18 protein-coding genes and 1 riboswitch are annotated in these 25,320 nt (G+C 70.3%); of the genes, 10 read left to right on the top strand and 8 right to left on the bottom strand.

Features of this window, described 5'->3' with window-relative positions; translation table 11 throughout:
• Positions 1-71: 71 nt before the first annotated feature.
• The 5 genes from ABZV77_RS25730 (at position 72) to ABZV77_RS25710 (ending at position 5,377) form a co-directional block, all read left to right on the top strand.
• A complete protein-coding gene (locus tag ABZV77_RS25730) occupies positions 72-923 on the top strand; it encodes a M24 family metallopeptidase (RefSeq protein WP_356261199.1) in 852 nt (283 codons plus the stop codon).
• A complete protein-coding gene (locus ABZV77_RS25725; protein ID WP_356261196.1) occupies positions 920-2,737 on the top strand; it encodes an SDR family oxidoreductase in 1,818 nt (605 codons plus the stop codon). The genes ABZV77_RS25730 and ABZV77_RS25725 overlap by 4 nt, the downstream gene beginning before the upstream one ends.
• On the top strand, positions 2,734-3,666 hold the full coding sequence (locus tag ABZV77_RS25720) for a metal-dependent hydrolase (RefSeq protein WP_356261193.1): 933 nt from the start codon (positions 2,734-2,736) through the stop codon (positions 3,664-3,666). Before ABZV77_RS25725 ends, ABZV77_RS25720 begins: the two co-directional genes overlap by 4 nt.
• 67 nt (positions 3,667-3,733) lie before the next feature.
• Positions 3,734-4,639, top strand: coding sequence for a MerR family transcriptional regulator (locus ABZV77_RS25715; protein ID WP_356261190.1), 906 nt, complete (start codon positions 3,734-3,736; stop codon positions 4,637-4,639).
• A gap of 168 nt (positions 4,640-4,807) precedes the next feature.
• On the top strand, positions 4,808-5,377 hold the full coding sequence (locus ABZV77_RS25710; RefSeq protein WP_356261187.1) for an RNA 2'-phosphotransferase: 570 nt from the start codon (positions 4,808-4,810) through the stop codon (positions 5,375-5,377).
• Between the two features lie 68 nt (positions 5,378-5,445).
• Here ABZV77_RS25710 and ABZV77_RS25705 read toward each other — a convergent pair whose 3' ends face one another.
• Entirely contained in the window at positions 5,446-6,357 is a 912-nt protein-coding gene (locus ABZV77_RS25705) for an LLM class flavin-dependent oxidoreductase (protein ID WP_356261184.1), read from the bottom strand.
• Between the two features lie 114 nt (positions 6,358-6,471).
• On the opposite strand from ABZV77_RS25705, the gene ABZV77_RS25700 reads away from it, so the two are divergent.
• Complete coding sequence (locus tag ABZV77_RS25700) at positions 6,472-7,374, top strand: Cof-type HAD-IIB family hydrolase (RefSeq protein WP_356261181.1); 903 nt, start codon at positions 6,472-6,474, stop codon at positions 7,372-7,374.
• Positions 7,375-7,455: 81 nt separating this feature from the next.
• On the opposite strand, the gene ABZV77_RS25695 is transcribed toward ABZV77_RS25700, so the two are convergent.
• The 6 genes from ABZV77_RS25695 to hisC all read right to left on the bottom strand — a co-directional run bounded on the left by ABZV77_RS25695 (position 7,456) and on the right by hisC (position 17,870).
• Positions 7,456-8,496: a M23 family metallopeptidase gene (locus ABZV77_RS25695; protein WP_356261178.1), complete on the bottom strand. Its 1,041-nt coding sequence runs from the start codon at positions 8,494-8,496 to the stop codon at positions 7,456-7,458.
• Between the two features lie 129 nt (positions 8,497-8,625).
• Entirely contained in the window at positions 8,626-10,362 is a 1,737-nt protein-coding gene (locus ABZV77_RS25690) for a GAF domain-containing protein (protein ID WP_356261175.1), read from the bottom strand.
• Between the two features lie 66 nt (positions 10,363-10,428).
• Positions 10,429-13,950: a thiol reductant ABC exporter subunit CydD gene (gene cydD / locus ABZV77_RS25685; RefSeq protein WP_356261172.1), complete on the bottom strand. Its 3,522-nt coding sequence runs from the start codon at positions 13,948-13,950 to the stop codon at positions 10,429-10,431.
• A 36-nt stretch (positions 13,951-13,986) separates the two neighbouring features.
• A complete protein-coding gene (gene cydB / locus ABZV77_RS25680; protein WP_356261169.1) occupies positions 13,987-14,991 on the bottom strand; it encodes a cytochrome d ubiquinol oxidase subunit II in 1,005 nt (334 codons plus the stop codon).
• A gap of 19 nt (positions 14,992-15,010) precedes the next feature.
• Positions 15,011-16,555 (bottom strand): cytochrome ubiquinol oxidase subunit I, encoded by a 1,545-nt coding sequence (locus ABZV77_RS25675; protein WP_356261166.1) that lies wholly within the window; start codon positions 16,553-16,555, stop codon positions 15,011-15,013.
• 235 nt (positions 16,556-16,790) lie between these two features.
• Positions 16,791-17,870: a histidinol-phosphate transaminase gene (gene hisC, locus ABZV77_RS25670; protein WP_356261163.1), complete on the bottom strand. Its 1,080-nt coding sequence runs from the start codon at positions 17,868-17,870 to the stop codon at positions 16,791-16,793.
• 433 nt (positions 17,871-18,303) lie between these two features.
• Here hisC and ABZV77_RS25665 point away from each other — a divergent pair, with 433 nt between their 5' ends.
• The 3 genes from ABZV77_RS25665 to ABZV77_RS25655 all read left to right on the top strand — a co-directional run bounded on the left by ABZV77_RS25665 (position 18,304) and on the right by ABZV77_RS25655 (position 21,793).
• Positions 18,304-19,425 carry a LacI family DNA-binding transcriptional regulator gene (locus ABZV77_RS25665; RefSeq protein WP_055565761.1) on the top strand — a complete coding sequence of 374 codons (1,122 nt, stop codon included), beginning with the start codon at positions 18,304-18,306 and terminating at the stop codon, positions 19,423-19,425.
• A gap of 241 nt (positions 19,426-19,666) precedes the next feature.
• Positions 19,667-20,722: a metallophosphoesterase gene (locus ABZV77_RS25660; protein ID WP_356261160.1), complete on the top strand. Its 1,056-nt coding sequence runs from the start codon at positions 19,667-19,669 to the stop codon at positions 20,720-20,722.
• 180 nt (positions 20,723-20,902) lie between these two features.
• Positions 20,903-21,793, top strand: coding sequence for a hypothetical protein (locus ABZV77_RS25655; protein ID WP_356261157.1), 891 nt, complete (start codon positions 20,903-20,905; stop codon positions 21,791-21,793).
• Positions 21,794-21,889: 96 nt separating this feature from the next.
• Here ABZV77_RS25655 and thiC read toward each other — a convergent pair whose 3' ends face one another.
• Positions 21,890-23,677 carry a phosphomethylpyrimidine synthase ThiC gene (gene thiC, locus ABZV77_RS25650; RefSeq protein ID WP_356261154.1) on the bottom strand — a complete coding sequence of 596 codons (1,788 nt, stop codon included), beginning with the start codon at positions 23,675-23,677 and terminating at the stop codon, positions 21,890-21,892.
• A riboswitch (TPP riboswitch) is annotated at positions 23,670-23,825 on the bottom strand. It overlaps the preceding gene by 8 nt.
• Before the next feature lie 71 nt (positions 23,826-23,896).
• Here thiC and ABZV77_RS25645 point away from each other — a divergent pair.
• The gene (locus ABZV77_RS25645; RefSeq protein WP_356261151.1) at positions 23,897-25,309 is read left to right on the top strand and encodes a YibE/F family protein; all 1,413 of its coding nucleotides are present in this window, start codon (positions 23,897-23,899) and stop codon (positions 25,307-25,309) included.
• The last annotated feature ends 11 nt before the right edge of the window (positions 25,310-25,320 follow it).

Genomic DNA, 25,320 nt, shown 5'->3' with positions numbered 1-25,320 from the left:
CAGTGTCAAGTTACGACCGCGTACGGCGATGGACCGGACACGGGAAGACCGGACTCGGGACGGACGGTGGCATGACCTCAGCAGTGGCAGGCGAACTCTCCGCGGAACTGCGGGGGTTCAGAGAGGTACAGACCCTTGCGTACGCATGCGCGGAAGCAGTCGCGGCACAGCTCAAGCCGGGTGTGACGGAGCGCGAGGCGGCGCGGATGCAGCGCGAGTGGCTGCGCGAGCGGGGCGTGCGGGACTGGTTCCACCTGCCCTTCGCCTGGTTCGGGGACCGCACGGCGTTCGTGAACTTCCGGATACCGCTGCAGTTCTTCCCCACCAACCGCAGGCTGGAGCCGGGGATGCCGTTCATCCTCGACATGGCCCCGGTCTACAAGGGGTTCACGGCGGACATCGGCTATTCCGGCTGTCTCGGCCTCAACCCCGTGCACGACAAGCTCCTCGCCGATCTGGAGGCGCACCGCGAGCTGCTCCTGCGCGAGGTCCGCGAGCGCCGCCCGCTCCGCGAGATCTATGAGGACGTCGACCGCCTCATGGTCCGCCAGGGCTACGCGAACCGTCATAGGGCGTATCCGTTCGGCGTCATCGCGCACAAGATCGACCGGGTCAAGGAGCGCCGCCTGACCCCGCACCTCTTCGGGTTCGGCACACAGTCGCTGAAGGGCCTGGCGAGCGACGCCGTGCACGGCCACCGGGACGGCTGGTCACCGCTGTGGTCCCCGTACAAGTTCTCCGACCACCCGCCCCGGAAGGGGCTCTGGGCGGTCGAGCCGCACCTCGGATTCAGGGGTACGGGCGCGAAGTTCGAGGAGATCCTGGTCGTCACCGACTCCAAGGATCCCGAACAGAGCGCGTTCTGGCTGGACGACGATCTGCCGCATGTGCGGCGCTGGGCTGAGGAGAGGGCCGCCGCATGACGACCGGAGACACGACCGGAGACATCGCCGAGGGCACCGGCAAGGACACCGGCAGGGGCCTGCGGGACGCGCGCGAGCGCTGGGTGCGCACGGGCGGGGTGGAGCTGTGCGTCGCCGAGCTCGGCGACCCGGACCGGCCCACGGTCCTGCTGGTCCACGGCTACCCGGACTCCAAGGAGGTGTGGTCCGAGGTCGCCGAGCGCCTCGCCGACCACTTCCACGTCGTGTTGTACGACGTCCGGGGCCACGGCAGGTCCACCGCCCCGCAGCCGCTGCGCGGCGGCTTCACCCTGGAGAAGCTGACCGACGACTTCGTGGCGGTCATCGACACGGTCAGCCCGGACAAGCCGGTGCACGTGGTCGGGCACGACTGGGGCTCGGTGCAGTCCTGGGAGTTCGTCACGGTCAAGCGGACGGAGGGGCGCATCGCGTCCTTCACCTCGATGTCGGGGCCCTCGCTCGACCACTTCGGTCACTGGATCAAGCAGCGCATGTCCCGGCCGACCCCCCGCAAGGTCGGCCAACTGCTCGGCCAGGGCGCCAAGTCCTGGTACGTGTACATGCTGCACACCCCGGTCCTCCCCGAGCTCGCCTGGCGCGGGCCGCTCGGCAAGCAGTGGCCGAAGATCCTGCAGCGCGTGGAGAAGGTCCCCGCGGGCGACTATCCGACGGCGTCGCTGCCCCAGGACGCCGCGCACGGCGCCTGGCTCTACCGGGACAACGTCCGCGCGAGGCTGCGCAAGCCGCGCCCCGATGCGTACGCCCACGCGCCCGTGCAGCTCATCACGCCCTCCGGGGACATCTTCCTGTCCGAGCGGCTCTACGACGAGCTGGAGCTGTGGGCCCCGCAGCTGGTCCGCCGCACCCTGCCTGCCAAGCACTGGGTGCCGCGCACCAGGCCCGACCAGCTGTCGGCGTGGATCGGCGAGTTCATCACGGCGAACGAGGACGGTCTGCCCACCAAGGACAGCGCAGCCACCGGGAAGCACGCCGACCGGTTCGGCGGCCAGCTCGTCCTGGTCACCGGGGCGGGCAGCGGCATCGGGCGGGCCACCGCCTTCGCGTTCGCCGAGTCGGGCGCGCGCGTAGTGGCCGTCGACCGGGACGCGGAGAGCGCGGCCCGCACGGCGGAGATGTCCCGCCTGATAGGCGCCCCGGACGCCTGGGGCGAGGCCGTCGACGTCTCCGACGAGCAGGCGATGGAGAAGCTCGCCGCCCGCGTCGCCGCGGAGTACGGCGTGGTGGACGTCCTGGTGAACAACGCGGGCATCGGCCTCGCGGGCTCCTTCCTCGACACCACAGGCGAGGACTGGAAGAAGGTCCTCGACGTCAATCTGTGGGGTGTGATCCACGGCTGCAGGCTCTTCGGCAAGCAGATGGCCGAGCGCGGCCAGGGCGGTCACATCGTGAACACCGCGTCGGCGGCGGCGTACCAGCCTTCGAAGACCCTGCCCGCCTACAGCACCTCGAAGGCGGCGGTCCTGATGCTCAGCGAGTGCCTGCGCGCGGAGCTCGCGGACCAGGGCATCGGCGTCTCCGCGATCTGCCCGGGCTTCGTGAACACGAACATCACGACGACGTCCCGCTTCGTCGGCGTCGGGGCGGACGAGGAGAAGCGCCGCCAGAAGAAGTCCGCCCGGCTGTACGGCCTGCGGAACTACCCGCCGGAGAAGGTCGCCGACGCGATCCTGCACGCCGTCGTGAAGAACCAGGCGGTGGTCCCGGTCACCCCCGAGGCCCGCGGTGCCCGCTTCATGTCGCGCTTCAGCCCCAAGGCGCTGCGTGCGATAGCCCGATTGGAGCCGCCGTTGTGAGCAAGGAGAAGGATCCCGACACACGCGCCGAGGAGCACTACACGATCGTTCCGCGCCGGGTCTCGTTCGACTGGGACGGGACACCGCTGCACTGGATACCGGACGAGCCGACCGCCACCCACGTCATCAACGTCCTGCATCTGCTCCTCCCTGCGGGGGAGCGGTGGTTCGTGAAGGTCTTCAAGGAAGGCCTGCCGCTGATCACCGACCCGGTGCTGCGCGGGGACGTCAAGGGGTTCATGGGCCAGGAGGCCACGCACAGCGTGCAGCACGCGCACGTGCTGGACCACCTGGCCGCCCAGCGCCTCGACACCGCCGCCTTCACCCGGTACGTCGACTTCCTCTTCGAGCGGCTCCTCGGCGAGAGGCCGCCGCTGGGAGCGCCGGTGCCGACTCAGGAGTGGCTGCGTTTCCGGCTGTCGATCATCGCCGCCATCGAGCAGTTCACGGCGGTCCTGGGCAACTGGGTCCTGCACGCCGAGGGCCTCGACCGCGCGGGGTCCGACGAGGTGATGCTCGACCTGCTGCGCTGGCACGGCGCGGAGGAGGTCGAGCACCGCGCGGTCGCCTTCGACATGTTCCAGCACTGCGGCGGCCGGGGTCTGCCCCGGTATGCCCGCCGCATCGCGGGCATGACGGTCACGGCGCCGGTGATGCTGTACCTGTGGATGTGGGGCACCGCCTATCTGATCCGCAACGACCCCCAACTCGCGGGCCGCTTGCGGTACTCACTTGCCGAGCACAACAAGGCGGTCAAGAAGGGTCTGTTGCCGACCTGGCGCGAGCTCGGCACGGCGATACCCCGCTACCTGCGACGGTCGTACCATCCCTCACAGGAAGGCTCGTTGCGCAAGGCCGTCGAGTATCTGGCGCAGTCGCCCGCGGCGCGGGTGGCGGCGGGCGCGATCGGCCGGACGGCGACCGGCTAGGGGGCTGGGGCCCGGGCCGGTCCGCGGCGCAAGGCTTCGGCACGAGTCATCACGGAGGACGGGCAGCGTGGAGTACCGCATCGAGGACCTGGCGCACCACAGCGGTGCGACGGTCCGCACGATCCGCGCCTATCAGGACCGCGGGCTGCTGCCCCGCCCGGAGCGGCGCGGTCGGGCCAATGTGTACGGGGACGCGCACCTGGCGCGGCTGCGGCAGATCGCGGATCTGCTCGACCGTGGGTACACCCTGGCCTCCATCAAGGAGCTCCTGGAGGCCTGGGACGCCGGGCGCGGCCTGGGCGGGGTGCTCGGCCTTGCCGCCGAGGTCGACGGGCCGTGGACGGACGAGAAGGCGGACCGGATCACCCGCGCGGAGCTCGACGCGGCGTTCGGCGGCAATCCGGACGAGGCGGCGGTGGCCGACGCGGTCGCGCTCGGTGTGCTCGAACCGGTGCCGGGGCGTGCGGACGAATTTCTGGTGCCGAGCCCTCAAGAATTGTCGGTGGCAGTGGAGTTGTACGCCGCTGGGGTTCCGCTGTCGGCAATTTCGGGGCATTTGCGCGAGTTGAGGGGGCAGGTCGAGCACATAGCGTCCCGTTTCCTGGAGTTCACCACCGAGCACGTCTTCGCGCGCTATCTCGATCACCACCCGCCGACGGAGGCGGACGCGGCCGAGGCGGCGTCTCTCGTACGCAAGCTGCGACCGCTCGCCCAGCAGTCGGTCGACGCGGAACTGGCCCGCGCTATGCGCTTGTTCGCCACCCAGCACCTCCGTCAGCACCTGGAGTCGGGTGGGCACGCGCCTCTCGCGGAAGAGCCACAGAAGGTGGCACTGCCCGCCTCCACAATGCAGGCCGTACAGGCTCTGGTTGGCGATGCGAACGCGGCTGCGTTCATCGCGGCGGCCGCCGAACGGGAAGTACAGACAAGGACATTGGACGCACTTGCGGCAATTCCCCCCATAGATAGCTAAGTTGGCCAAATACCGCCTACCGCTTGAGAGTTGTCCACAGAATCGCGAACTAGCCTGTGGATAACTCGACTTGGCTGTGGATCAAACCTTTGAGCTGCTATTTCTCGATGAAATGCCGGTGGACGAAAATCGAGTGCGCGGAGAACGGAAGACCGAGACGCTGAAGACATGAAAGAAGGACCCGCCTCAGCGGACGAACAACGCACCGTGAAGGTGTCCAAATACCTGTCGAGGCATCTGCGCCACAGCCCGGACCGGATCGGACTCACCCTCGACGCGAACGGCTGGGTGGAGATCGACGCGCTCCTCGCCGCTGCCGCCGCTCACCGCTTCCCCGTCACACGGGCCGAGCTCGACCACGTGGTGGCCGTCAACGACAAGCAGCGCTTCGCCGTCGAGGACGGCCGGATCCGCGCCAGCCAGGGCCACTCCGTCGACGTCGACCTCGAGCTGCCCCCTGCGGCCCCGCCCGCGTACCTCTACCACGGCACCATCGCCGCCCGGCTGGCCGCGATCCGCGCCGAAGGCCTGCGCCCCATGAACCGGCACGCGGTGCATCTCTCGCCCGACCGCGGGACCGCGACACGCGTCGGTGCCCGCCGGGGACGGCCCGTCGTCCTGTCCGTCGACGCGGGCGCGATGCACCGCGAGGGACACGTCTTCCAGGTCAGCGCCAACGGCGTCTGGCTCACGGCCGCAGTCCCGCCCGGCTTCCTGCGGTTTCCCGGCCCGCGCTGATACCGGGGCCGCACTGATCCCGGGCCCGCGCTGATCCGGGCCCGTACTGGTCCTCCTCGTCCGGCGCCTCAGCCGAGCTGGGCCGTGGCCTCCGTGGCGATCTTCTCGAAGACCGCCTGGTCCGCGGCGAAGTCGGAGCCGGGGATCGGCCAGTGGACGGCGAGCTCGGTGAAGCCGAGCTCCTGGTGGCGTCCCGCGAAGTCCACGAAGGCGTCCAGCGACTCCAGCGGGCCGTTGCGGTCAGGGGTGAAACCCGTCAGAAGGATCTTGTCCAGTTCGGCCACGTCACGACCGGCCTCCGCGCACGCCTTGCCGAGCTTGTCGACCTGCCCCCGGATCGCCTCGCGGGACTGCTCGGGAGTGCCCGCCGCGAAGAGCTTCGGGTCCCCCGTGGTCACCCACGCCTGCCCGTGCCGGGCCGCGAGCCGCAGACCGCGCGGGCCGGTGGCCGCGACGGCGAAGGGCAGCCTCGGCCGCTGCGCACAGCCCGGGATGTTGCGCGCCTCACGCGCCGAGTAGAAGGTCCCCTCGTACGTCACCGAGTCCTCGGTCAGCAGCCGGTCGAGCAGCGGCACGAACTCCCCGAACCGGTCGGCGCGCTCGCGCGGGGTCCAGGGCTCCTCGTCGCCCTTCAGCAGCGTCGTGGCGTCGAAACCGTTGCCACCGGCACCGATGCCGAGCGTGATCCGGCCACCGGAGATGTCGTCCAGCGAGATGAGCTCCTTGGCGAGCGTCACCGGGTGCCGGAAGTTGGGCGACGTGACGAGCGTCCCGAGACGCAGCCGCTCGGTGGCCGTCGCGGCGGCCGTCAGCGTGGGCACCGCGCCGAACCACGGGCCGTCGCGGAACGTGCGCCAGGCCAGGTGGTCGTACGTGTACGCCGTGTGGAAACCGAGCTCCTCGGCACGCAGCCACTGATCGCGGCCGCCCTCGTTCCAGCGGCGTACGGGAAGAATCACGGTGCTCAGGCGCAGACTCATGTCTCAGAGCTTACGGCGGGTGGCTCGACACGCGAGAGCCGCGAGGTGCGCCCGCCCACTCAAATGTGCGCCCCAGCGCACGGCCGTGCAGGCATGTGCGGGACAATCGACAGCGTGACCTCAGCTACCCCAGGGCCCCAGACCCCGGCCTCCACCGCCCCCGCAGCCAGCAGCCAGGCCGCACCGCGGCCGCGGCCCCGGCTGATCGCGACGGACCTGGACGGCACGTTGCTGCGCGACGACAAGTCGGTCTCGGACCGCACCGTCGCCGCCCTCGCGGCCGCCGAGGCAGCGGGGATCGAGGTCTTCTTCGTGACCGGCCGCCCGGCCCGCTGGATGGACGTCGTCAGCGCCCACGTCCACGGTCACGGCCTCGCCATCTGCGGCAACGGCGCCGCGGTCGTCGACCTGCACGGCGGCCCCGGCACCCACAGCTTCGTCAAGATCCGCGAGCTGGCGCGGGAGCGCGCGCTAGACGTCGTCCGCAGGCTGCGCGCCGCCGCGCCCGGCACGTCCTTCGCGATCGAGCGGACCGGGGGACTGCACCACGAGGAGACGTACCCGCCGCTCCACATGGAGCCGGGCGAGAGCGTCGCGCCCGCCGAGAAGCTCCTCGCCGAGGCCCTCGCGGACTCCACGGGCGCCGAGCAGCCCGTCCTGAAGGTGCTCGCCTTCCACCCCGGTCTCGCGCCCGACGAGTTCCTGGTGCTCGCCCGCGCGGCCATCGGCGACCGCGCCACCGTCACCCGGTCGAGCCCCAGCGCCCTCCTGGAGATCAGCGGACCCGGCGTCTCCAAGGCGAGCACCCTGGAGCTGTGCTGCGCCGAGCGCGGCATCACCCCTGCGGAAGTCGTCGCCTTCGGAGACATGCCGAACGACATCGAGATGCTCGCCTGGGCGGGTACGTCGTACGCGATGGGCAACGCCCACCCGGACGTCATCGCCGCGGCCTCCGGACGCACGGTCGCCAACAACGAGGACGGCGTCGCGGTCGTGATCGAGCAGATACTGATCTAGAGCAGGCGCTCGACGACGGAGAGGTCACGCTTCACAGGCGATGCAGGGGTCACGCTTCACGGGCAGTGCAGAGCACGCGCTTCACAACGTGACGCCCCGCTCCGCCAGCCACTTCCGCGGGTCGACCCCCGACCCCAGGTAGGGCGTGAGCCGCGTCTCGAAGTGCAGGTGCGGGCCGGTCGAGTTGCCGGTCGTACCGGCCTGCCCGACCCACTGCCCCGCCCGCACCCGGTCCCCTTGGTCGACGGTGACGGCCGCAAGGTGCGCGTACTGCGTGAAGTACCCGCCCTTGTGCCGCACCACGACCTCGATGCCGAAGCCCCCGCCGCACGACACGCTCTCCACCCGCCCGGCGCCGACCGACCGCACGGGCGTCCCGATGCCGACCGCGAAGTCCTGCCCGGTGTGCCGGTGGGACCAGCGCTCACCCGCGCTGTCGAAGCCCGCCGAGAGCTCGTAGGACTCCACGGGCGTCACCCACGCGCGCGTGACGGGCGTCCTCTGCTGGTTCAGCCGCACGGCACCGCGGCACTGCCCCGCGGCGACCGACCGGTCGGCCTCGCCCTGGAGGGTCCACCGCGCCGTCTCCAGCTTCCGCTCGATGCCGCGCTTGAGCTCCCCCAGGCGTGCGTTGTGCCGGTCCAGGGAGCCTTTGGCGCGGTCCGCCCTGCGCTTGGCGACGGCCAGGCCCACTGCCGCCCGCCGGGTCTTGGTGACGGCGCTGTTGACGGCCAGGTCCGCCTGCAGCATGGCCTGCTTGCCGCGCATCAGGGCGTCCGGGCTGTCGGCCAGGAGCAGTTGCGCGGTGTAGGGCAGGCCGCCGCCGGTGCGGTACTGGTCGCGGGCCAGCCTGCCCAGGTCGCCGTGGAGCACCGCCATGTGGTGCCGCTCCTTCTTCAGGAGCCGGTCCAGTTTCCGGACCTTCACCTTCTGGACGCGGGCCGCCTGTCGCCCCTCTACGTAGCGTGCGGTCGCGGCGGACGCCTCTTCGTAGAGCCGTGCCACGTCGGCGCTCGCGCTCGGTCCCTCGGAGGACGCGGCGTGCGGCGCGGGCCAGAGCAGCGCGCACAGCAGCACCGGCACGCAGACGAACGGGTGCGGACGACGGCGGCTCAGAGACATGACACGGATCGTTGCCCGCCCCGGCGGTGCGGGTCCCGTCGGACTCGTGCACTCGGGGGGCGCGGTGCCCCGTACGGCCCAGACGCATACCGCCGAACAGGGCCTCCCCGCCGTGCCCGCCGCACACGCTCAGTACGGCGCCTCCCACACCACCTTCGTACCGCCGCCCTCCTCGCCGATGCCCGGCCCGTACCAGCTGTCGCCGCCCAGCGACTCGGCGCGCCGCTTGAGGTTCTTCAGGCCGCTGCGACGGCCGCCCTCCGCGATGCCCACGCCGTCGTCGGCGACGGTCAGGCGCACGCCGTGCTGCCCGTCGGGAAGGACCACGGTCGAGTCGACCACGACGTCGATGCGGGCGGCCTGCGCATGCCGGAAGGCGTTGGACAGCGCCTCCCGCAGCGCCGCGATGAGGTTCTTGCCCGTCAGTTCACCGACCACCGCGTCGACGGGACCCACGAAGTGGTGCGAGGGCTTGAAGCCCAGCGGGACGGCAGCCATGTTGATCTCGCGCAGGACGCGGGTGCGCAGCCCCGACGGCGCCTCGGCGGGCCCCTGCTGCAGCGCGAAGATCGCCGTGCGGATCTCCTGGATCGTCACGTCCAGCTCGTCGACGGCCCTGCCGACACCGACCTGCACCTCCGGCACGACCGACCTGCGCTGCGCGCTCTCCAGCATCATCCCGGTCGCGAACAGCCGCTGGATGACGAGGTCGTGCAGGTCCCTGGCGATCCGGTCGCGGTCCTCGTACACCGCGAGCCGCTCCCGGTCCCGCTGGGCCTCGGCCATCATCAGCGCGAGTGCGGCCTGCGAGGCGAACTGGGTGGCGAGGGTCCGCTCGGCCTCGCTGAAAGGACGTGCCCCACGCGCGCGGGGCGTCACCAGCGTGCCGAGGACCCGGCCGTCGCTCTGCAGCGGCAGCATCATGACGGGGCCGTAGGCGCGGGCGATCTCGGTCATGATGCGCGGGTCGGACGCCGCGTCGTCGATGAAGACCGCCTCTCCTTCGAGGAGGTCCGCGACGATGCGGCTCTCCGGAGGGACGATCACGCCCAGTGCCCCGTTGGGCTCGTCCGAGGAGACCGCGACGATCTCCATGCCGCCCTCGTCGTCGGGCAGCAGCACGATGCCCGCGGCCGAGTCCGAGAGGTGCCTGGCCTGCTCGGCGACGACCGAGAGCGCCTCCTCGGCGTCGCTGCCGGACAGCAGCGCGGTGGTGACCGCCACGGAGCCGTCGATCCACCGTTCACGCTGCTTGGCGGCCTCGTACAGGCGTGCGTTGCCGATGGCGATGCCCGCCTCCGTGGCGAGCACCCGGACCATGTGCACGTCGTAGTCGTTGAACTCCGCCCCGTCGCGCTTCTCGGTCAGATAGAGGTTTCCGAAGATCTCTCCCTGGACGCGGATGGGGACGCCGAGGAACGAGCGCATCGGCGGGTGGTGGGCCGGGAAGCCGCAGGAGCGCGGGTCGGCGGAGAGATCAGCGAGGCGCAGCGTCCGCGGCTGGTGGATGAGGGCGCCGAGCAGGCCCTTGTGGCCGTCCGGCAGGCGCCCGATCCGTTCCGCGGTCGCTCCGTCGATGCCGTGGTAGACGAAGTCGGAGAGGCCCTCGCCGTCCTCGTCGACGACGCCGATCGCCGCGTAGTGGGCGTCCGCGAGCTCGGCGGCGGTCTCGCAGATGCGGTCCAGGGTGATGTGCAGTTCGAGCCCGGTGCCGACCGACCGCATGGCTTCGAGCAGTTGCGGCACCCGTGACGTCAGCTCGGGCGAAAGACCTTGGAGGCTGCGGGTCGCCCGCGCCGCCGCCTCCACCGTGTCCGGTGAGCCGTCGGGGGGCGGGGAATCGGCGGAGGCCGAGGGTGCTGACATGCCTTTGAGCCTAGTAAGTCCTATTTACAGGGGAAAGTCGAAACCGCATACGCCTGGCCACCGTCGTCACCCGGCCACCAGCAGATCCGCCGCCCGCTCCACGTCCAGCATCCGCCGCAGCGGCCCCTCCTCCGCCGTCAGCTCCGCATACGTGCCGCGCTGCACCACCCGGCCCGCGTCCAGGACGAGCACCTCGTCCACGGCGTCGAGCCCGGCGAGCCGGTGCGTGATGAGCAGCGTCGTGCGCCCCTCGGTCGCGGCCAGCAGGTCTGCGGTCAGGGCGTCGGCGGTCGGCAGGTCGAGGTGTTCGGCGGGCTCGTCCAGTACGAGGACGGGGAAGTCGGCGAGCAGCGCGCGGGCCAGCGCGAGACGCTGCCGCTGTCCTCCGGAGAGCCGCGCCCCGTGCTCGCCGACGAGCGTGTCGAGACCGTCGGGCAGCGCGTAGGCCCAGCCGTCGAGCCGCGCCCGCTCCAGGGCGTCGCGCAGCTCCGCGTCCGTGGCGTCCTTCTTGGCGAGCAGCAGGTTCTCGCGCACCGAGCTGTCGAAGATGTGGGCGTCCTGGGCGCACAGCCCGACCATGCCGCGCACGGTGTCGCCGTCCAGCGCGGCCGCGTCGGTGCCGCCGAGCGTGTACGTCCCTTCCTGGGTGCCGAGGAACCGCAGCAGCACCTGCGCCAGCGTCGTCTTGCCGGATCCGGAGGGGCCGACCACGGCGATCCGCCGTCCCTGTTCCAGCGTGAGGCCGACGCCCGCGAGCGCGTCCCGGTCCTGCCCCTCGTGGCGTGCGCGCAGCCCCTCGACACGGAGCGGGAAGGGCGTCTGCGGCGCCTGAGCGGGCTCGGCGGGCTCGGGTACCGGCACGGGGGCGTCGAGGACCTCGTAGACGCGCTCAGCGCTCTTCCTGACCCGCTGGCGGTACTGCACGGCGAGCGGCAGCCCCAGCACCGCTTCGAAGGCGGCGAGCGGGGTGAGGACGACCGCGGCGAGGGCGACGCCGCCGAGCCGCCCGTCGTGGACTGCCTGCACGCCGACGAGCGCGGCCGCGGCCACGGTGAGCCCGGTGAAGAGGGCGCCGAGCCCGTCGCCGAGCGCGGTCGCGGTGGCGCCGCGGGAAGCGATGCGGGTCAGCTCGGCATCGGCCTCGCCCGCCTTGGCCGTACGCCGCTTCAGCGCGCCGGCGACAGTCAACTCGGCGGTTCCCGTGAGCAGATCGGCCACGCGCGTGGCGAGCACCCCGCGCGCGGGAGCCAGCTTCCGCTCCGCGCGACGGGCCACGGCGCCGCTCACCAGCGGCACGCCGACGCCCGCTGCGAGCAGTCCGGCGGCGAGCACGGCACCCGCCTCGGGCAGCAGCCAGGCGGTGAACCCGACGGCTCCGGCGCCGACGACGGCCGCCGCGGAGGCGGGGAGCAGCCAGCGCAGCCAGTAGTCCTGAAGGGCATCGACGTCGGCGACCAGCCGGGAGAGGAGGTCGCCGCGCCGGGCCCCGCGCAGGCCCGCCGGAGCGAGCCGCTCCAGGCGCCGGTAGACGGCGACCCGGGTGTCGGCGAGCATCCGCAGCACGGCGTCGTGCGAGACGAGGCGCTCGGCGTACCGGAAGACGGCGCGGCCGATGCCGAAGGCGCGGGTCGCCGTCACGGCGATCATCAGGTACATCACCGGGGGCTGCTCCGAGGCCCGCGAGATCAGCCACCCGGAGGTGGCCATGAGGCCGACGGCGCTGGCGAGCGCGAGGCTGCCCAGGAGCAGTGCGAGCGCCAGCTGACCGCGCCGTGCCTGCGCGGCGTCCCGGACCCTGGCCAGGACCCCGCCCCTCGACCGGGAGGCCGCCGGGTCCAGGGCCGGACCACTCACCGAACCGCTCAGCGGGCCACTCTCAGGACCACCGGCCACATCGTCTCCGCCGAGCACAACCGGATCCGTCCCCGGGCGCCGGGAGGTCTCAGCGGTGGCGGTGGCGGTGGCGTCCAGCCGTACGACGCGGTCGGCGACAGCCAGCAGCGCGGGCCGGTGCACGACCAGCAGCACGGTCCGCCCGACGGCCAGCCGCCGGACCGCCTCGACCACGCCCGCCTCGGTGCCGCCGTCCAGCGCCGCCGTCGGCTCGTCGAGCAGCACCACAGGCCGGTCCGCGAGGAACGCCCGGGCCAGCGCGAGCCGTTGCCGCTGCCCGGCGGACAGCCCGGCGCCGTCCTCCCCGAGGAGGGTCTCCGCCCCGGCGGGCAGCGCGTCCACGAACTCCAGGGCGCCCGCGTCCCGGAGGGCGTCCCGCACCTGCGCACCGTCTGCGTTGGGCCGCGCGAGCCGCACGTTCTCCGCGATGGTCCCGGCGAACAGGTGCGGCCGCTGCGGCACCCACGCGACCCGCTCGCGCCACCGCTCCGGCGAGACCTCCGCCAGGTCGACGCCCCCGACGCACACCCGCCCCTCGGCGGGCCGCACAAAGCCGAGCACCACGTTCAGAAGCGTCGACTTGCCCACCCCGCTGGGCCCGACGAGCGCCACGGTCTCCCCGGGTGCCACCTCGAAGGACGCCCCGGAGACGGCGTCGGACGACCGCCCCGGATACCGGACCGTCACGCCCTCCACGCTCAGGACACCCGAAGGCGCCGCCCCGGTCCCGGCGGCCGGCACCGGGGTCTCCAGGACCTCGAAGATCTCCTCGGCGGCCGAGAGCCCCTCCGCCGCCGCGTGGTACTGCGCACCGACCTGGCGCAGCGGCAGGTAGGCCTCGGGGGCGAGGACCAGGACGACGAGGCCGTCGTACAGCTCCATCTCGCCGTGCACGAGCCGCATGCCGATGGTCACCGCGACCAGCGCGACCGAGATCGTCGCGAGCAGTTCCAGGGCGAACGACGACAGGAAGGCGATGCGCAGCGTCCGCATCGTGGCCTGCCGGTACTCACCGGTGATCTTGCGGATCGACTCGGCCTGCGCCTTGGCGCGGCCGAACACCTTCAGGGTCGGGAGCCCCGCCACCACGTCCAGGAAGTGGCCCGACAGCCGCGAGAGGAGCCGCCATTGGCGGTCCATCCGGTTCTGCGTGGCCCAGCCGATCAGAATCATGAAGACCGGGATGAGCGGCAGCGTCACGACGATGATCGCCGCCGACACCCAGTCCTCGGTGACGATGCGGGCGAGCACCGCCACCGGCACCACCACCGCGAGCCCCAACTGCGGCAGATAGCGCGAGAAGTAGTCGTCGAGCGCGTCCACGCCGCGCGTCGCGAGCGAGACGAGCGAACCGGTCCGCTGACCGGTCAGCCACCCCGGCCCGAGCTCCCCCGCCCGTTCCAGGAGCCGCCCCCGCAGCTCCGACTTGACCGCCGCGCTCGCCCGGTGAGCGGCGAGCTCGGTCAGCCAGGAGACCAGCCCCCGCCCCGCCGCCACCACGGCGAGCAGCACCAGCGGTGTGCCCAAGTCACCTACGGAGCGGCCTTCCTGGAAGGCGCCCACCACGATCTCGGCGATGAGCATCGCCTGCCCGACGACCAGGCCCGCCCCGGCCACCCCAAGGACCACCACCGCAACGAGGAAGAAGCGAGTGGCGCGGGCGTACCGAAGCAGGCGCGGGTCGATCGGTTTCACGTGAAACACACCCTTCAACAGGCTTGGTGAACGGCCTCAGTGCGCGGCGTCAGCGATGTGCTGCGTGCCGATCCGCTTGCGGAACACCCAGTACGTCCACGACTGGTAGAGCAGCACGACCGGCGTCGCGACGCCCGCACACCAGGTCATGATCTTCAGCGTGTACGGACTGGACGAGGCGTTGGTGACCGTGAGGCTCCACTCCTCATTCAGCGACGAGGGCATGACGTTCGGGAAGAGCGTCAGGAAGAGCATCGCGACGGCCGCCGCGATCGTGATCCCCGACAGCGCGAACGACCAGCCCTCGCGCCCGATCTTGATCGCCGCGATGGCACCCACCAGGGCGACCACTGCCACGATCATCGCGACCAGGCTCTTGCCGTCGCCCTTGTCGGCCTGGGTCCAGATCATGAAGCCGAGCGCGAGGACGGCGGTGATCAGACCAAGGCCCAGCGCCGTCTTCCGCGCCCGCACCCGGATGTCGCCCACCGTCTTGAGCGAGGCGAACACCGCGCCGTGGAAGGTGAACAGCGTCAGGGTGACGAGCCCGCCGAGGATCGCGTACGGGTTGAGCAGGTCCCAGAAGTTGCCCACGTACTCCTTGTGGGCATCGATCTTCACGCCCCGCACGATGTTGCCGAACGCCACGCCCCACAGGACCGCCGGGATCAGCGAGGTCCAGAAGATCGCGTGTTCCCAGTTGGTCTGCCAGCGCTCCTCCGGCCGCTTGGCGCGGTACTCGAAGGCGACACCGCGCACGATCAGGCAGATCAGGATGATCAGCAGCGGCAGGTAGAAGCCGGAGAAGAGCGTCGCGTACCAGTCGGGGAAGGCGGCGAAGGTCGCGCCGCCCGCGGTGAGCAGCCACACTTCGTTGCCGTCCCAGACGGGACCGATGGTGTTGATGAGGACCCGCTTCTCGACCCGGTCACGGGCGAGCAGCTTGGTCAGAATGCCGATCCCGAAGTCGAAGCCCTCCAGGAAGAAGTAGCCGATCCACAGGACGGCGATCAGTACGAACCAGACGTCGTGAAGTTCCATGTCCTCGTCACTCCTTCCTTCAGTAAGAGAAGGCCATGGGCCGGTCGGAATCGGAGTCGGAGTCCGCGTCGGAGTCCTTGCCCGAGCCGGGGCCGCCGATCTTGGTGGGCGGGTTCAGGTCCGCCTCCGTCAGCTCGGGCGGGCCCTTCCTGACGTACTTGAGCAGCAGCTTCACCTCGATCACGGCGAGGATCGCGTAGATCAGCGTGAACCCGATCAGCGAGGTGAGCACCTCACCCTGCGAGACACCGGGCGAGACCGCGTCCCGGGTGCGCAGGACTCCGTAGACCACCCAGGGCTGCCGCCCCGTCTCGGTGAAGATCCAGCCCCAGGCGGTGCCGATGAGGGGGAAGATCAACGTCCACTGCGAGAGCTTCCACCACCAGTTGCCGAGCTTCGGCGCGAGCTCCTTGTTCTTGGTGAGCATCAGCTTGGGGATGTCGTCCGCACCGGTGCGGTGCTCGGGCGCGAGCCAGAACTTCTTCCGCGTCAGCCACAGGCCCGCGGTGCACAGCGCCATCGAGACCCCGCCGAAGCCGATCATCCAGCGGTACGACCAGTAGGCGGTGGGGATGTTGGGCCGGTAGTCACCGGGCCCGTACTTCTCCTGCGCCTGCTTGTTGAGGTCGTTGATGCCGGGGATCTCGGCGTTGAAGTTGTTCTTGGCGAGGAAGGACAGGACGCCGGGCACCTCTATGGCGACGTCGTTGTGGCCCTTGGCCACGTCTCCGTACGCGAAGAGCGAGAACGGCGCGGGCTTCTCGGTCTCCCACAGCGCCTCGGCGGCCGACATCTTCATCGGCTGCTGCTCGTACATCACCTTGCCGAGGGTGTCGGCGCTGACGACGGTGAGCAGGGTGCCGACGAAGGCGGTGACCAGGCCGAGTCGCATCGACATCCGCATGGTGCGGATGTGCTGCTTCTTGCGCAGGTGGAAGATGGCGATGCCGGTCATGAAGGCGCCGCCGACCAGGATGGCCGCCGAGATGACGTGGAAGAAGTTGACGAGTGTCGTCTCCTGGAAGAGCACCTTCGCGAAGTCGGTGAGCTCCGCGCGCTTGGTGCCGTCCCGCTCCACGATCTTGTAGCCGACCGGGTGCTGCATGAAGGCGTTGGCGGCGATGATGAAGTACGCCGACAGGACGGTGCCGATGGAAACGATCCAGATCGTCGCGCAGTGCAGCTTCTTCGGCAGCTTGTCCCAGCCGAAGATCCACAGGCCGATGAAGGTCGACTCGAAGAAGAAGGCGATCAGCGCCTCGAAGGCGAGCGGCGCCCCGAATACGTCACCGACGAAGCGGGAGTAGTCGGACCAGTTCATGCCGAACTGGAACTCCTGCACGATGCCGGTGACGACACCCATGGCGATATTGATCAGGAACAGCTTTCCCCAGAACTTCGTCGCTCTGAGGTAGTGCTCCTTGCCCGTCCGCACCCATGCCGTCTCGAGGATCGCCGTCAGGGCGGCGAGCGAGATCGTCAGGGGGACGAACAGAAAGTGGTAGACGGTCGTGATGCCGAACTGCCATCGCGCCAGGGTCTCCGGCGCTAGAGCCAGGTCCACTGCGTCAACTCCTTACTCGCCGTGGTCACAGCGGCAGTTTGCCCCTTTTATCCCACTGATCTCCGGAGGAACCGGGACACGCTTGTGAACGCGTTCACATTCACAAGCATTATGTCGTACTGACTGCCGGAACCCGAAGGGGGGGTCCCTTACCGACAGGAACGCGAAAGAAGGCCCCGGGGGGTCACCCGAGGCCTTCCTGGGACTTCAACGACGCCACCGCCCAAGGGGCGGGCTAGAGCTCCTTGCGGAAGGCCTCAGCCGCCTGCAGGAAGATGTCGTTGGCCTCGGTCTCGCCGATCGTGGCCCGCATCCCCTCACCCGCGAACGGCCGCACGACCACGCCGGCCTTCTCGCACGCCGCAGCGAAGTCGGTCGTACGGTCCCCCAGCCGCAGCCACACGAAGTTCGCCTGCGTCTCGGGCACCGTCCAGCCCTGCCCCCGCAGCGCCTCGACCACCCGCGTGCGCTCGCCGACCAGCGAACCGACCCGGCCCATCAGCTCGTCCTCGGCGCGCAGCGACGCCACCGCCGCGTCCTGCGCGAGCTGGCTCACACCGAAGGGCACCGCCGTCTTGCGCAGCGCGGCGGCCACCGGCTCATGGGCGACCGCGAAGCCGACGCGCAGGCCCGCGAGTCCGTACGCCTTCGAGAACGTACGCAGCACACAGACGTTCGGACGGTCGCGGTAGATCTCGATGCCGTCCGGCACCTCGGGGTCCCGGATGAACTCGCGGTACGCCTCGTCCAGGACGACCAGGACGTCGCTCGGCACCCGGTCGAGGAACCGCTCGAGCTCGGCCCTGCGGACCACGGTGCCCGTGGGGTTGTTGGGGTTGCAGACAAAGATGAGCCGGGTGCGGTCGGTGATGGCGTCAGCCATCGCGTCGAGGTCGTGCACCTCGCCGTCCGTCAGCGGCACCCGCACCGACGTGGCGCCGCTCACCTGCGTGATGATCGGGTACGCCTCGAAGGAGCGCCACGCGTAGATCACCTCGTCGCCCGGACCCGAGGTGGCCTGCAGCAGCTGCTGGGCGACCCCGACGGAACCGGTACCGGTGGCGATGTGCGAGACGGGCACCCCGAAGCGGTCGGCCAGCTCGCTCATCAGGGCCGTGCAGGCCATGTCGGGGTAGCGGTTGAAGGACCCGGCAGCGGCGAGCGCGCTCTCCATGACGCCGGGGAGCGGCGGATAGGGGTTCTCGTTGGAGGACAGCTTGTAGGCCGCCGGGCCGTCCGCCGCCGCGGGCTTCCCCGGCTTGTAGGTGGGGACCCCCTCAAGCTCGGCGCGCAGCCTCGGGTTCTTCTCGCTCACCGCAGTCCTCCTCGTGGCCAGTCACACTCTTGTCAGTCACACCAGTTCGAATACTGCTTACCTTATGAGGATTCGGCGCCGCTGCGAATGGGCTGCCGACATCGGCGTCCGGACTTCCGACATCGGCGTCCGAACTTCCCGCCTCCGCTCCCGCCGAAGGCGCGCGCAGAAGGGGGAGCGCCCCGTGCTCCCCCATGCGCCGGTGGCTCGCTCCGTGGCGCGCGTCCCTCGTGAAGGTGAGTTGAGACCTCTTCGAGACCTGGCACCTTTGGCAGGCCCGCGCGCGACGATCAGGGGCAGCTACCCATCGAACCGTTCAACTCCCTTGCATTCCAAGGCGATTGCCCCTCTTCTGCCATGCAGAAACGTGCCTGTCAACGAGTGAATATGCGCCCCTGCTACCCACCCTCATGAGCCCTACTATCGGCTCGCCATGACAGCAGCAGGGAAGCACCAGGTGAGCCGAGCGGAGACCGCACGCCGGGGTAACCGGCAGAGTCGAGCGGGCATCAGAGACGTCGCCGCCGCAGCCGGTGTCTCCATCACGACTGTCTCCGACGCCCTAAACGGCAAGGGTCGGCTGCCCGACGCCACCCGACGCCACGTCCGCGAAGTCGCAGAGCGGCTGGGCTATCGCCCGTCCGCAGCGGCCCGCACCCTCCGTACCGGCAAGTCCGGCCTCATCGGCCTGACCGTGACGACGTACGGGGATGAACCTTTCACCTTCACCGAGTTCGCCTACTTCGCCGAGATGGCCAGAGCCGCCACCTCGGCCGCCCTCGCCAGGGGATACGCCCTGGTCATCCTCCCCGCCACCTCCCGTCGCAGCCCCGTCGACGTGTGGTCCAACGTCGCACTCGACGGCACCGTGGTCGTCGATCCCTCGGACCACGACCCCGTGGTCAGCGAGCTGGTCCGACAGGGCCTGCCGGTGGTCTCCGACGGCCGCCCGGCAGGTTCCCTGCCGGTCACCGCCTGGGTCGACAACGACCACGAGGCCGCGGTCCTGGAGATCCTCGACCACCTGGCCGCCGCCGGCGCACGCCGGATCGGCCTACTCACCGGCACCACCACGGACACGTACACCCATCTGTCCACGACGGCCTATCTGCGCTGGTGCGAACGCGTCGGGCAGGACCCGGTCTACGAGTCCTATCCCGCGCACGACCCCTGCGCGGGCGCCGTCGCCGCCGACCGCCTGCTCGCCAGGCCCGACCGCCCCGACGCCGTCTACGGCCTCTTCGACCCCAACGGCACCGATCTGCTCGCCGCCGCCCGGCGGTACGGCCTGCGCGTCCCCGACGACCTGCTGCTGGTCTGCTGCAGCGAGTCGACGGTGTACGCCACCACGGAACCGCCCATCACCACGCTCTCGCTCAAGCCGCGGCGCATCGGCACAGCCGTCGTCCAGCTCCTCATCGACGCCATCGAGGGCCTCGATTCGGGGCGTCCCGTCGAGCAGGTGATACCGACCGAACTGATCGTGCGCACCTCGTCCGAGCGACGTCCGCCGCGCACGACGGTCAGCCCGCCCCGCTCGCCCGGCTCCGGCTGATCGCTCCCGTCCACACTCCCGGCCCGGGCAGAGGTCGGCATACTCCCCGCCACCAGCGGGGAAACCTCTGCCCAATTCGGGAGAAAAGCGCGGTGAACCGGGGTCCGGCACCGATTCACCACCCCTGGTGCACCACACAGCGGGAGCCGCATTCCTATGATGGGCGGACGACACCGCGGGCCGCTGCGACCAAGCAGTCCGATCTCGGTGCAGATGCGGCGCAATGGTGGTGGAGGGGTCGATGACTCAGGGGGCCGGTCAGGGACCCGATGTGCGGACGGCGACGCTTCGCGACTTCCGCGTACCCGCGTACGTCCATGAGACGACCGTTCCCGCTCCGGTGAGCCCAGGGACTCAGGGCGTGGCGCCGGACGAGGGGTACACCCCCACCCAGCGCGATCTGCCCGTCATCAACCGTGGCGACACCGTCCAGGTGCAGGTCATGCCGGAGCCCCCGCAGCCGCGGGTGAGCGAGGAGCACGGCCCCCTGTTCGTCGTCGGGGATGTGCACGGCTATCTGGACGAGCTCGTCGCGGCCCTCCAGGAGCAGGGCCTCATCGACGCCGAGGGCAACTGGTCCGCGGGCAATGCGCGCCTGTGGTTCCTCGGTGACTTCACCGACCGCGGGCCCGACGGCATCGGCGTCATCGACCTCGTGATGCGGCTGTCCGCGGAGGCCGCCGCCGCCGGCGGCTACTGCAAGGCCCTCATGGGCAACCACGAGCTGCTCCTGCTCGGCGCCAAGCGCTTCGGGGACACCCCGGTGAACTCCGGCGCGGGCACCGCCACCTTCCAGGCCGCCTGGCTCCTGAACGGCGGGCAGAAGACCGACATGGAGCGTCTGGAGGACCACCACCTGCAGTGGATGGCCCGCCTCGACGCGATGGAGGAGGCCGACGGCCACCTGCTCGTGCACTCCGACACAACCGCCTATCTGGATTACGGTGACTCGATCGAGGCGGTGAACGACACCATCCGCGAGACACTTACGCGCAACGACGCCGACGAATGCTGGGACCTCTTCCGCAAGTTCACCAAGCGCTTCGCGTTCCGCGACGAGTCCGGCCCCTCGGCCGTCCGCGAACTTCTCGACATGTACGGCGGCACACGCATCGTCCACGGTCACAGCCCCATCCCCTACCTCCTGGGGGACGTCGGCTCCGAGGACGAGTCGGACGGCGGCGGCCCGGTCATCGAGGGCCCGCACGTCTACGCCGACGGTCTGGCCATCGCCATGGACGGCGGAGTGACCATGGCCGGAAAGCTACTGGTCTGCCAACTCCCCCTGGGTATCTGAGCGTTCTCTGGGCAGGTGCCCCCCTACACGATCACGCTGGCCAGGGGGGCAATTTCCGGAAACCCCCTGTCACCGCGTGCCGTCACGGCTCTACCATCGGCTTATCCGTAGCAGGCTCCCCTCCGTTTCTGCCCAACGGCTCGTAGCCATGCGAGCCTCAGCCCTACGGAGCATCGGGGGATGCACATGAACAGCGCTCCACACCTGCTCAATGAGGACCGCCCCGAGTACGAGCGGATCCTCGATGAGGCGCTGCGCACCGCACCAGACCGTCCCGAACTCGCCGCAGTGGGCCAGCGGCTCAACACCGAACAACTGCGCACCATGGCCCTGAACGCGACAGCACTGATCACGGCCGCTGCCGCGACCGAGTACGCGCACTACGTGAAGGTTCGCGAGGAGTTGCGCGAACCTCGACCGACGTCCACTTCGATCCGCGAAGGGAGCGGACAGAGCGCCGCGGAGTCGGGTTCCGGCGGCGTCAGCCTCGCCACCACGATGGGCGAGGTAGCCGAGCCGGCAGCAGCGGGAGCCGGGGCGATCGCGGTCGTCGCGGTCCTCGCACCCGTCCTCGCGGGGACGGCCGCCGCGATCTTCCTGCTCGTCGGCTACATCCTGAAGATGCTCAACCCCGAGCCCGCCTTCGCGGACACCCTGCTCACCGCGGGATGGCTGTTCGGCGCGCTCACCGCCGGGGGCATCCTGGTCGCCGCGGGCGGTCTGCTCCTGACCGCCCTGCGCAACGGCTCCACCTCGCTCCAGGCAGATCTGCACGGCGAGCGGTACGAGGCGGTGTCCCGCGCCAGGGAAGCCTGGGGCCAGGCGCTCCTCGACCGGGGCATCGTGCCGTTCCTGCGCGAGGCCCTGACGGAGCCGGGCGGTGCATCCGCCGCCCGCACGCCGTCAGTGCACCCGAGCGGTTCGGCAGCCAACGGCCGCATGCCGCAACTCGGCTATCACCGGCCGGGATTCAGCAGCCCGGACGGCGGCCGGACGGGGCCGCGGCCGAGCTACTCGAGCCCCGACTTCTCCAGCCCCGACTTCGGCGGGCCCGACCACAAGCCGGAGTAGCGGATCGGCCGAACCGCAACGCTTCGGGGCTGCGACACCGCTTCGTGGCCCCGCCACCGACCGGGGGCGGGACCACGGAGCCTGAGTCACTGGGCCTCAGTCGGCGATCGGCAGATAGACCCGGTTGCCCGCGGCCGCGAACTCCTTGGACTTCTGCTCCATCCCCGCCTCGATGTCCTCGGAACCGAGGTCACCGCCGTGCTGGCGCCGGATGTCCTGCGAGATCTTCATCGAGCAGAACTTCGGCCCGCACATCGAGCAGAAGTGTGCCGTCTTCGCGGGCTCGGCCGGCAGGGTCTCGTCGTGGAACTCCCGTGCCGTGACCGGGTCGAGGGCCAGATTGAACTGGTCCTCCCAGCGGAACTCGAAGCGTGCGTCCGAGAGCGCATCGTCCCAGTCCTGTGCGCCCGGGTGCCCCTTGGCGAGGTCCGCCGCGTGCGCCGCGATCTTGTACGTGATGACACCCGTCTTCACGTCGTCGCGGTTGGGCAGGCCCAGGTGCTCCTTGGGCGTGACGTAGCAGAGCATGGCCGTGCCCCACCAGCCGATCATCGCGGCGCCGATGCCGGAGGTGATGTGGTCGTAGGCGGGCGCGATGTCCGTGGTGAGCGGGCCGAGCGTGTAGAACGGCGCCTCTTCGCAGATCTCCTGCTGGAGGTCGATGTTCTCCTTGATCTTGTGCATCGGGACGTGACCGGGGCCCTCGATCATCGTCTGTACGTTGTGACGCTTGGCGATCGTGTTGAGTTCCCCGAGCGTCCGCAACTCGGCGAACTGCGCCTCGTCGTTGGCGTCCGCGATCGATCCGGGCCGCAGACCGTCGCCGAGCGAGTACGTCACGTCGTACGCCGCGAGGATCTCGCAGAGGTCCTCGAAGTGCTCGTAGAGGAAGCTCTCCTTGTGGTGCGCGAGACACCAGGCGGCCATGATCGAGCCGCCGCGCGAGACGATGCCGGTCTTGCGGCGCGCGGTGAGCGGCACGTACGGGAGGCGCACTCCCGCGTGGACCGTCATGTAGTCCACGCCCTGCTCGGCCTGCTCGATGACCGTGTCCTTGTAGATCTCCCAGGTCAGCTCCTCGGCCTTGCCGTCGACCTTCTCCAGGGCCTGGTAGAGGGGGACGGTGCCGATCGGCACGGGGGAGTTGCGCAGGACCCACTCGCGGGTGGTGTGGATGTTGCGGCCCGTGGAGAGGTCCATGACCGTGTCGGCGCCCCACTGGGTCGCCCAGGTCATCTTGTCCACCTCCTCCTCGATGGAGGAGGTGACCGCGGAGTTGCCGATGTTGGCGTTCACCTTCACCAGGAACTTCTTGCCGATGATCATCGGCTCGATCTCCGGGTGGTTGACGTTGGCGGGAATCACCGCGCGGCCCGCGGCGACCTCTTCCCGCACGATCTCGGGGTCCATGCCCTCGCGGATCCCGATGAACTCCATCTCGGGCGTGATCTCGCCGCGCCTGGCGTACGCGAGCTGCGTCACCGCCTGGCCTTCGCGGCCACGCCGCGGCTGGCGGGGGCGGCCGGGGAAGACCGCGTCGAGGTTCTTGAGCCCGCCGCGGGGCGAGGTGTGCTTGATGCCGTCGTCCTCGGGACGCGGCGGTCGGCCCACATACTCCTCGGTGTCGCCGCGGGCGATGATCCAGTTCTCCCGCAGCGGCGCCAGGCCGCGGCGGACGTCGGTCTCCGCCGACGGGTCGGTGTACGGGCCCGAAGTGTCGTACAGGGTGACGGCCTTGCCATTGGTGAGGTGCACCTGGCGGACCGGCACACGCAGGTCGGGGCGCGAACCCTCGACATACGCCTTGTGCCAGCCGATGGACTTCCCGGCCTCGTCGCTCTGGTTCTGCGTCGAGGCAGGCGTGCGTGCGTCCGATGTGGTCATGAGACCTACTCCCTACGCCGGCATTACCCGGTAACAGGTTCGGCGGTCGACGCAGCGGCTTCCGTACGGTTCGTGCACATCTCGTGCCGATTCGTACGAAGGTCAGCGCCCTCTCAGCCCGGTGCTCCGAGCTCCCGCGATTGCAAAGGTGGCTCCACGCTAGCGTCATGTCGGGCGCGCTGAACAGAGGGCCCCTCCCGTTCTTGCGATGATCGGGCAGTGACCACCACAGAGCCGCCGCCCCCGCCGCCCTCGCAGCCGCCTGTTTCCGCGACGCCTCCGGAGGGGCACGGACACGGGCATTCCCACAGCCACGGCCCGGCCGCGCCGGTCTCGAAGCATCTGCGCAAGGTCATCGCCGCGGTACTGATTCCCTTCGCCACCGCGGTCGTCGTGGGCCTGATGGTGCTGTGGCCGGGTGGCACGCCGAGCCACGAACGCACCGGCGTCGGATTCGACCGGCAGACACAGTCGGCGAAGGTCACGAAGGTGCGGGAACTGCCCTGCAAGGACCTCAGCCCCTCGCAGACCCCGCCGAACGGTGACACCTCCACGGCCGAGGGCCAGTCCGCACAGTCCGCGGCGACGGGCACCTGCAAGAAGGCGACGGTCGAGGTGGCCAGCGGCGACGACAAGGGCCGCACCTTTACGGAGATCATCCAGCCGGACTCGCCGCGCCAACTGAAGCAGGGCCAGCAGGTGGTGGTCGCCTACGAGCCCAAGGCCCCCGAAGGCCTGCAGTACTCCGTCATCGATGTGAACCGCAAGATGCCGATGGCGCTGCTCGCCGGCATCTTCGCGCTCGCCGTCGTGGTCGTGGGCCGACTGCGCGGCGTGATGGCCCTGGTCGCACTCGCCATCAGCTTCATGGTGCTCACGTTCTTCATCCTCCCGGCGATCCTCCAGGGGTCGAATCCCCTGGTCGTGGCGGTGATCGGGGCGAGCGCCATCATGCTGATCGCGCTCTATCTCTGCCACGGCCTGACAGCCCGGACATCGGTCGCGGTACTCGGCACGCTCATCTCCCTCCTGCTCATCGGCCTGCTCGGCTCGCTCTTCATCGGCTGGGCCGCGCTGACCGGCAACACGGACGACAACACCGGCCTCATTCATGGCCTGTACCCGTCCATCGACATGAGCGGCCTGCTGCTCGCGGGCGTCATCATCGGCTCGCTCGGTGTCCTCGACGACGTGACGGTCACCCAGACCTCCGCCGTCTGGGAACTGCATCAGGCCAATCCGACGATGGGCTGGCGTGGCCTGTACCGCGCGGGCATCCGCATCGGCCGCGACCACATCGCCTCGGTCGTCAACACCCTCGTCCTCGCCTACGCGGGTGCCGCGCTGCCCCTGCTGCTGCTCTTCTCCATCGCGCAGTCCAGCGTGGGCACGGTGGCCAACAGCGAGTTGGTCGCCGAGGAGATCGTGCGCACCCTGATCGGCTCGATCGGCCTGGTCGCCTCCGTACCGGTGACGACGGCGCTGGCCGCCCTGGTCGTCTCGGCGGACCGCACCACCGGCTCCGGCTCCGCCACGGGGGCAGTCGTGGGCAGCCGCGACGGAGGCGGTGTGACCGGCGGCGGGGCGATCCGGGCGCCCCGCGGGGGGAAGGGGCGGCGCCGCAAGCGCTAGATCCCCAAATG

Origin of the sequence: Streptomyces sp. NPDC004732, from assembly GCF_040609235.1 — a bacterium.
GTDB lineage: Bacteria > Actinomycetota > Actinomycetes > Streptomycetales > Streptomycetaceae > Streptomyces.
Note: the sequence above shows the minus strand (reverse complement) of the source record. Positions and strands in the feature narration are given on the sequence as shown.

Excerpts from the sequence above, each read along its gene's own strand:
- ABZV77_RS25665 (WP_055565761.1), top strand. The coding sequence starts at position 18,304 with ATGACAGCAGCAGGGAAGCACCAGGTGAGCCGAGCGGAGACCGCACGC.
- ABZV77_RS25695 (WP_356261178.1), bottom strand. The coding sequence starts at position 8,496 with ATGTCTCTGAGCCGCCGTCGTCCGCACCCGTTCGTCTGCGTGCCGGTG.
- ABZV77_RS25725 (WP_356261196.1), top strand. The coding sequence starts at position 920 with ATGACGACCGGAGACACGACCGGAGACATCGCCGAGGGCACCGGCAAG.
- ABZV77_RS25690 (WP_356261175.1), bottom strand. The coding sequence starts at position 10,362 with ATGTCAGCACCCTCGGCCTCCGCCGATTCCCCGCCCCCCGACGGCTCA.
- ABZV77_RS25730 (WP_356261199.1), top strand. The coding sequence starts at position 72 with ATGACCTCAGCAGTGGCAGGCGAACTCTCCGCGGAACTGCGGGGGTTC.
- ABZV77_RS25660 (WP_356261160.1), top strand. The coding sequence starts at position 19,667 with ATGACTCAGGGGGCCGGTCAGGGACCCGATGTGCGGACGGCGACGCTT.
- thiC (WP_356261154.1), bottom strand. The coding sequence starts at position 23,677 with ATGACCACATCGGACGCACGCACGCCTGCCTCGACGCAGAACCAGAGC.
- ABZV77_RS25705 (WP_356261184.1), bottom strand. The coding sequence starts at position 6,357 with ATGAGTCTGCGCCTGAGCACCGTGATTCTTCCCGTACGCCGCTGGAAC.
- cydB (WP_356261169.1), bottom strand. The coding sequence starts at position 14,991 with ATGGAACTTCACGACGTCTGGTTCGTACTGATCGCCGTCCTGTGGATC.
- ABZV77_RS25655 (WP_356261157.1), top strand. The coding sequence starts at position 20,903 with ATGCACATGAACAGCGCTCCACACCTGCTCAATGAGGACCGCCCCGAG.
- ABZV77_RS25710 (WP_356261187.1), top strand. The coding sequence starts at position 4,808 with ATGAAAGAAGGACCCGCCTCAGCGGACGAACAACGCACCGTGAAGGTG.